Raw genomic sequence first — 6170 nt, 5'->3', positions numbered from 1 at the left:
TCAAAAAAATCATCCTAAAAAAATAATATGGGTAGTTTATAAACAAAAACCGCCTCAAGGAAAATGAGACGGCTTCCTTTTTCTGTACAATCAATTTCTAAAATATAAAATTCTTTGCTTTTATCTTTATTATTAAATGTAACGAAGTCAGCACATGTTGTATAAAAATTATGCCTTCTTAATGATGTCCATGCTAAATCAAAAATATAAGTCTCTCCAACTTTCAATTCAGTATCAGAAACCGGAATTTCTTTTTCATTAAATATATTATCAATTTCAACTTCTTGTAATAAACTAATTTGTTTAACATCTGTAATAAGAAATGAGAAACTACATAAATTAGCTGTTTCACTTATTTTATTTGAAAATAATTCCTTTAATAAATCCAACATCACATATGTTTTTTAATTTGGTTCGCCAGATCTTGTGGTATATCTTCTATTGACATAGAATTTGTTTCTCCATCATATTTAATTTTATTTCCGATTAATGTATTGTCAAATTCAATTATAAAATCTTCATTTCTTGATTTATACTTGGTTTTTGTTAATAATTTAATTACATTTTTATCAACACTTATTATAGGATTCACAGAATACTTTTCATCTGAAGCAAAAGTTGCAAAATCATCAGGATTTTCCTCATCAATAATTCTTGATATATCGCTTAGAAACACACCCTTGTTATTTCTATCATATTCAATGCAATGAGCTTTAATTCTGTCTAATAATCTATCGCGTTCCTCTTTATCTTCAAAATTATTATTTAAATATTCCTTAACTGCAAAAACCAATTTCTTCGAACCTGCAGTTTTTGTTGTTTTATCTTCACAACCAATAAAAGTTTGAAAATATTTTGATATGTTTTTCAATCCACTTCTAAATGATAGATATGTATCAATGTCGTCATTCCCATTTTTAAACTCTTTCCATTTTGAAATATTAATGGATGAAGCAACATCAATTTTACTTAAATCTATACTTTCTATTTCATTTAATGTCAGGTCTTCGCTAAAAAAATATCCTTGCTTATTATTTATTGCCAAAATTAAAAGGTATTCAGCATTAAGCGAAGTATTGAGATAATCAGAAAAAACTAAAAAACCACCTGAAGCTGGATTTGTTAGTTCTAATATTCTTTTATAGTGATGCATGAGCTCTTGGGTCATTTCCAAAAAATCTATAATACCTTCAGCATACCCAGTCAATAAATTCTCAAATACTGTTGATTGGTCTTGCTCTTCAAATATTCCATAAGTTTTTCCGGGACCAGAAAATGACTTCTTAATATCTGCAATAAAAAAAATTTCCTTTTTAGAAACCTCTAAAGTTTTTGTTGCTAGTTTCATTTCAGTAACCTCTTTAGCAGGTTCTTTATCAATTCGATGGATAACTATATTTTTTATTTTAATATCGTGTCCTTTTTGTTTAATATCTGGCATATTGTTTTTTTACTAAAATAAGGAATAAATTACATTTTTTTTACGGGAAACCGCAACCAAAGAAGTCACATATTCAATTTGATAAAAACCATATCATTTTGACAGGCTTTTTTGTTTTAAAAATTCAACCACAAAACATCAATTAATTGTATATCAACACTTTAAATAAATTTCATTTTCAACGGAATATCATTGGCATCATCATTTGAAAACATAGAAAAATGGACTTAAAAACATTAAACAGAATTGACAAGCTCAGAAGATTAAAAAGCAGAGGACCAGCGACTCCAAAGTGGCTTAAGCCTTACCATATGCTCTTTCTCGCTTTTTTAACCATTTTCATCTTTGGTGCTATTATCAAAATCCTTGAACACAATCACAATTAAAATATAATACAATGAATTATTTACAAGCCGTAAAGGAAATCACCGATGTGGTTCCCGATTTTGAAAAGGAAGTAAAAGAAATTAACATTCAAAACTCATACAGCATTATCCGGACGTTTACGGAACGTATTAAAAATATGATCCGCCAGAATGACAGAAATCTGCTGTTCAGAAGTTTACAGAAAATGGACAAAATTTATACTGATGGAGATACAGTACTGAAGAATGCTATTGAGACTACTTTTATCTATTCTCTGGACAATTGTACCGCTTTCTGCAGTGAGGAATACAGAAAAGTGATTTTTAGTCATATTTCTGCCAACCTACAGAAGGTGTATTCCAGACAAATTTACAGTCACGGCATATAACGGTTTTATTACATTTTTTATCCGTTTCATTACAAAGTGTTTAAATTAAACAAAAATCAAAACAACTCACAATCAATAGATTATGAAAAATAAAATCAGAAGGATTTCAGATTGGAAAACCTGGAAAACTACGACTAACAGACACAATGCAGAGATATTACTCACTCACATCGCTGTGATAGTTGGTGTATTTATTTTTGCAGCCTGCCTTTAAATTTTGGTATACATTTCGCTGCAATATAAAGTGTTTGAAAAATTCTTAATTATGATGAAAGTACAAATGCAAACTATTAATCAAAAAATAGCTGTTGAATACTTAAAATTTTTCTATCCGCCACTTCGCAATGAGATCACACAGTTGTCTGTACAGGACAATTTCGCTGGGGTCATGCAGGCTACCGTGAATTATCTGAAGAACTTGTTGCAGGAATCTAAGATCAATATCATTGCCCATCATATCAAGCTGATGGACTGGATCTACAGAAACGGGAATTCTTATGTAAGAACCATGATTGAAAACCTTTTTGTAAGATCTTTCGAAAGTTTTAAAAAACATGCAAAAATCCAACATTGGAAACTTCTTTACCAATATATGCCTGTAAGCTTCCAGATCATTTATAATGAGCAACAGAAGCAGGATCAGATGTATTTTGGGAAATAAATGAAATTAAAAGACGAAAAGGTGAATTCATACATTTGCTCTTTCGTCTTTTTACTTTTTAGCCCTGTTATAGGGAAGTTTCACTCTATTCTATTTCACCAATCCGTGTAAAAGGCCTATTTTTGCAAAAAGTACCGATGAAACACCCATTTTATGCCCTGATGATGGCATTGTCATTGATCTCTTGTGAAAACAACGATAATACAATTGATGATCCGAGACCTGTTGATAAAAATGTTTACCAGTTTCAATTTAAAAGCTATGCTGTAAAAAATACAGTTTTGTATCAGGGGGCAAAAGGAGAAAAATCTACTCCGGATGAATCTTACCTCAACAATTATTGGAGTCTGTATCAGGAACCCACTTGGGAAAAAATAAGCCTTGATCTTAAAAACAAGACCATCAAGTTGCTATCAGAAACCTCAACTACAGATTTTACGTACAGTTTTACCATCGCGAATGATTCTGTAATGATCCAAGAGAATAATAATAGTAAGCCAACTTACATTGGTGATTTCCATAAAAACACTTCTTCATTCACTTTAAAAAGAACGTACAGATACGTTAAAAAAGTCCCCCGAGATGATCATGACGCCTTATTGATTACTAAAAGTGCTCATTTTGGAACCACCCAATACGAAAATATTTTTGTCAATATATTTTCCACTCCTTCTGAAATGATCAAAACAGGAGATCAGGTTTTATGGACCAATATTGAGTATTCTTATAAAGAATTATAATCAACAGATTCATATAATAAAAAATCCCTTCAATAAATTTTGGAGGGATTTTATTTTTATTTCTTCACAAACACTTTCTCTATAGTTTGTGACTCTTCATTACTTAGTTTTGAGGCTTTCCCCAGCTTGGCAATAAAAGTATTTACTTCTTCCGGTGTGGCCGGAGATCCCAGATTTTCTCCTTTAGCATCAAAAGAATCTGCCAATACTTCTCCTTTTGGATTGAGGATCACCCAGAAAGGAAGTCCGGCAGTTCCGCCCTTATATTTATTCATCAGCTCTTGTCCGCCTGGATTTTCAAGGTTCTTCTTATCACCTCTTTCCTGAACGTCTACATAAGCCGTGACAAATCTTTTATCAAAAATAGGTTTGGTTTCAGGAAGGTCCATATTTTTTTCCATCATTTTGCACCATTTGCACCATGAAGCATGGAACACCAGTAAAACATTTTTCTTTCCTGCTTTAGCTTCTGTGAAAGCTTTATTTAAGACAACATCTGCTTTTTCCTGCGCCGCTCCCAACTGGAACAGTAACAGGGTTACAACGATAATAATTTTAGAGTATTTCATTCTGAATTTTTGTTTAAAATCTAAACGAATTTAGGTATTTTTATCTACAATATAATTCTAGTTTTCCATCATTTTAGTTAAACATTTTGTAATTTCGTCTATAACAAAGGAATTTCTTTCACAGTGTAAAAATAGAAGTATCAAATCTCTAACAGGTCTGCAAAATGATTGAAATAAAAAAATATTCTCATCAGTCAGGGCATTTTGAGCCAAGAAGAGTCATCAGATACACCTTATTCTGGTGTCATCATGGAAGTGCTGAAATTCTGATTGACGAAAATATTTTCATCCTGAAAACCGGTCAGGTTGTAACGATTACTTCAGGGCAGTTTCATCAGTTAAAATCTGTGGAAGGAAAACTCACTGCGTTGGAATTCACCCTTGATTTCTTCTGCAAAAACGACAGTGATATTGAGCTTATTTTCCACAACGGACTTTTCTGTCATTTTGGAATGAACGAAATGATTACCGTACAACATCCTGCATTTTTCTCTGAAACATTGAATGCTATTGAAAAAGAAATTCAGGAACAGCCTTATCAGTATCTGATCTCTACGCATTCTATGGTTGAATTGCTATTGGTGGAAATCAACCGCAGTAAAATTGCCAACGGTGATGAAATCTGGAAACCCGATGCTTTATTTTTAAAGTTCCTTGAAAGGGTAAGAGATCATTTTCAAAACAATTATCAGGTCTCTCATTTTGCTGATCTTCTCGGGACCACTGAAGCCAAACTGAATGAGGTTTCAAAAATTCACACCAATAAAACAGCTCAGAATGTGATTTACAGCCTCATTATTTCTGAGGCCAAGAGGCTTTTGCTCTATGAAAAACTGACCATAAAAGAAATTGCTTACCAACTTGGTTTCAATGATCCCTTCTATTTTTCAAATTTCTTTAAAAAACATACTTCACGCTCTCCTAAAGATTATCAGAAGGCAGTAAAGGAAATATAAAAAAAGGAGTTTTAGTCTGAAGAAAAAAATTTACAGCCTCTTATTAACTCCCATCCTCCAGCTTCCTTACTCCCTCAAATATTATATGCTTTTTCCGGAATTGTCTATTCTTTAGGCAAAGGCTTTCCCTGAACTTTGTACTGTAATTAAAACCTAAAAATTATACGTATGAAAACGCAACACGATGCCGCCATTTTCTTATTAAGAATTGCCCTGGCTGTCGGATTTTTGTCAGCAGTGGCAAGCAGACTGAATCTTTGGGGAGTACAATCTTCCGGTTGGAAAAATTTTGTTCATTATACCGCTGAAACCATTTCATTTTTACCACAATCGTGGGCAGCCATTATTGCAGTATTATCTACCATTGCTGAACTGTCCATCGGTATTTTGCTTCTTCTGGGGTTTCAGATAAAAAGAACAGCAAGGTACGCCTCTATTCTCACTTTATTTTTTGCAATAGCCATGAGCATTTCTTTTGGAATTAAAGAACCTCTGGACTATTCAGTCTTTGCATTCAGTGCCGGAGCTTTTCTTCTGAGTACCTTTTCCCGTTACAAATGGAGTTTAGACCAACTTTTACATCAATAACAATTAAAATTCAAATATCATGAACACCAACATCCACGATTACATCGTAAAAACAGAACAGAAAGAATGGCAGCCTTTAATTGAAAAAGGAATTCATTATGAAGGTATTTTTGTAAAATCTTTAAAATTTGATCCTGAAAAAAACCGTTCTACCAGTATTCTTTTAAAATTTGAAGCGGGAGCAAGCTATCCTTATCATAATCATCCTGCTGGTGAGGAATTGTTTATCATGGGAGGTGATGCAACTATTGCAGGAGCCAGTCTGGAAAAAGGGGATTATTTGTATACTCCACCGAATTTTAAACATTCTGTGAAATCAGAACAGGGCTGTATTATTCTTTTTGTTGTACCGGAAGAAGTGGAAATACTTTAAGACGCGATAAAACAAAGAAGCCGTCTCACAACTGAGGCGGTTTTTCTTGTTAAAAAGTAAATAATTTTTATATATTTTGATTTGTTTT

Annotated in this window: 11 protein-coding genes; 8 read left to right on the top strand and 3 right to left on the bottom strand. The window is 32.6% G+C overall.

Annotation, left to right across the window (positions count from 1 at the left end; genetic code table 11):
- Positions 1–14: 14 nt before the first annotated feature.
- Positions 15–392 carry a hypothetical protein gene (locus NK356_RS23830; RefSeq protein WP_253318225.1) on the bottom strand — a complete coding sequence of 126 codons (378 nt, stop codon included), beginning with the start codon at positions 390–392 and terminating at the stop codon, positions 15–17.
- On the bottom strand, positions 392–1441 hold the full coding sequence (locus tag NK356_RS23825) for a nucleoid-associated protein (protein ID WP_253318224.1): 1050 nt from the start codon (positions 1439–1441) through the stop codon (positions 392–394). The genes NK356_RS23830 and NK356_RS23825 overlap by 1 nt, the downstream gene beginning before the upstream one ends.
- A gap of 221 nt (positions 1442–1662) precedes the next feature.
- On the opposite strand from NK356_RS23825, the gene NK356_RS23820 reads away from it, so the two are divergent.
- From NK356_RS23820 to NK356_RS23805, 5 genes are all read left to right on the top strand, one after another.
- Entirely contained in the window at positions 1663–1827 is a 165-nt protein-coding gene (locus NK356_RS23820; protein WP_253318223.1) for a hypothetical protein, read from the top strand.
- Between the two features lie 11 nt (positions 1828–1838).
- Positions 1839–2195, top strand: coding sequence for a hypothetical protein (locus tag NK356_RS23815; RefSeq protein WP_034699322.1), 357 nt, complete (start codon positions 1839–1841; stop codon positions 2193–2195).
- An 82-nt stretch (positions 2196–2277) separates the two neighbouring features.
- Complete coding sequence (locus NK356_RS24200) at positions 2278–2409, top strand: hypothetical protein (RefSeq protein WP_262486817.1); 132 nt, start codon at positions 2278–2280, stop codon at positions 2407–2409.
- A 51-nt stretch (positions 2410–2460) separates the two neighbouring features.
- Positions 2461–2856, top strand: coding sequence for a hypothetical protein (locus tag NK356_RS23810; RefSeq protein WP_047434374.1), 396 nt, complete (start codon positions 2461–2463; stop codon positions 2854–2856).
- 137 nt (positions 2857–2993) lie between these two features.
- Positions 2994–3596: a hypothetical protein gene (locus NK356_RS23805; protein ID WP_253318222.1), complete on the top strand. Its 603-nt coding sequence runs from the start codon at positions 2994–2996 to the stop codon at positions 3594–3596.
- A gap of 56 nt (positions 3597–3652) precedes the next feature.
- Here the strand turns inward: NK356_RS23805 and NK356_RS23800 are convergent, their stop codons facing one another.
- The gene (locus tag NK356_RS23800; protein WP_253318221.1) at positions 3653–4165 is read right to left on the bottom strand and encodes a thioredoxin family protein; all 513 of its coding nucleotides are present in this window, start codon (positions 4163–4165) and stop codon (positions 3653–3655) included.
- 164 nt (positions 4166–4329) lie between these two features.
- Here NK356_RS23800 and NK356_RS23795 point away from each other — a divergent pair, with 164 nt between their 5' ends.
- The 3 genes from NK356_RS23795 (at position 4330) to NK356_RS23785 (ending at position 6082) form a co-directional block, all read left to right on the top strand.
- Complete coding sequence (locus tag NK356_RS23795; protein ID WP_253318220.1) at positions 4330–5121, top strand: AraC family transcriptional regulator; 792 nt, start codon at positions 4330–4332, stop codon at positions 5119–5121.
- A gap of 168 nt (positions 5122–5289) precedes the next feature.
- Complete coding sequence (locus NK356_RS23790) at positions 5290–5709, top strand: DoxX family membrane protein (protein WP_253318219.1); 420 nt, start codon at positions 5290–5292, stop codon at positions 5707–5709.
- Positions 5710–5728: 19 nt separating this feature from the next.
- Positions 5729–6082, top strand: coding sequence for a cupin domain-containing protein (locus tag NK356_RS23785; protein ID WP_253318218.1), 354 nt, complete (start codon positions 5729–5731; stop codon positions 6080–6082).
- The last annotated feature ends 88 nt before the right edge of the window (positions 6083–6170 follow it).

Source organism: Chryseobacterium sp. S0630 (assembly GCF_024158915.1).
Taxonomy (GTDB): Bacteria; Bacteroidota; Bacteroidia; order Flavobacteriales; family Weeksellaceae; genus Chryseobacterium.
The sequence above is the reverse complement of the archived record's forward strand: the minus strand, read 5'-3'. Positions and strand labels throughout refer to the sequence as shown.

Bases quoted from the DNA above. Each gene is read 5' to 3' on its own strand.
- NK356_RS23830 (WP_253318225.1), bottom strand. From the start codon at position 392: ATGTTGGATTTATTAAAGGAATTATTTTCAAATAAAATAAGTGAAACA.
- NK356_RS23825 (WP_253318224.1), bottom strand. From the start codon at position 1,441: ATGCCAGATATTAAACAAAAAGGACACGATATTAAAATAAAAAATATA.
- NK356_RS23820 (WP_253318223.1), top strand. From the start codon at position 1,663: ATGGACTTAAAAACATTAAACAGAATTGACAAGCTCAGAAGATTAAAA.
- NK356_RS23815 (WP_034699322.1), top strand. From the start codon at position 1,839: ATGAATTATTTACAAGCCGTAAAGGAAATCACCGATGTGGTTCCCGAT.
- NK356_RS24200 (WP_262486817.1), top strand. From the start codon at position 2,278: ATGAAAAATAAAATCAGAAGGATTTCAGATTGGAAAACCTGGAAAACT.
- NK356_RS23810 (WP_047434374.1), top strand. From the start codon at position 2,461: ATGATGAAAGTACAAATGCAAACTATTAATCAAAAAATAGCTGTTGAA.
- NK356_RS23805 (WP_253318222.1), top strand. From the start codon at position 2,994: ATGAAACACCCATTTTATGCCCTGATGATGGCATTGTCATTGATCTCT.
- NK356_RS23800 (WP_253318221.1), bottom strand. From the start codon at position 4,165: ATGAAATACTCTAAAATTATTATCGTTGTAACCCTGTTACTGTTCCAG.
- NK356_RS23795 (WP_253318220.1), top strand. From the start codon at position 4,330: ATGATTGAAATAAAAAAATATTCTCATCAGTCAGGGCATTTTGAGCCA.
- NK356_RS23790 (WP_253318219.1), top strand. From the start codon at position 5,290: ATGAAAACGCAACACGATGCCGCCATTTTCTTATTAAGAATTGCCCTG.
- NK356_RS23785 (WP_253318218.1), top strand. From the start codon at position 5,729: ATGAACACCAACATCCACGATTACATCGTAAAAACAGAACAGAAAGAA.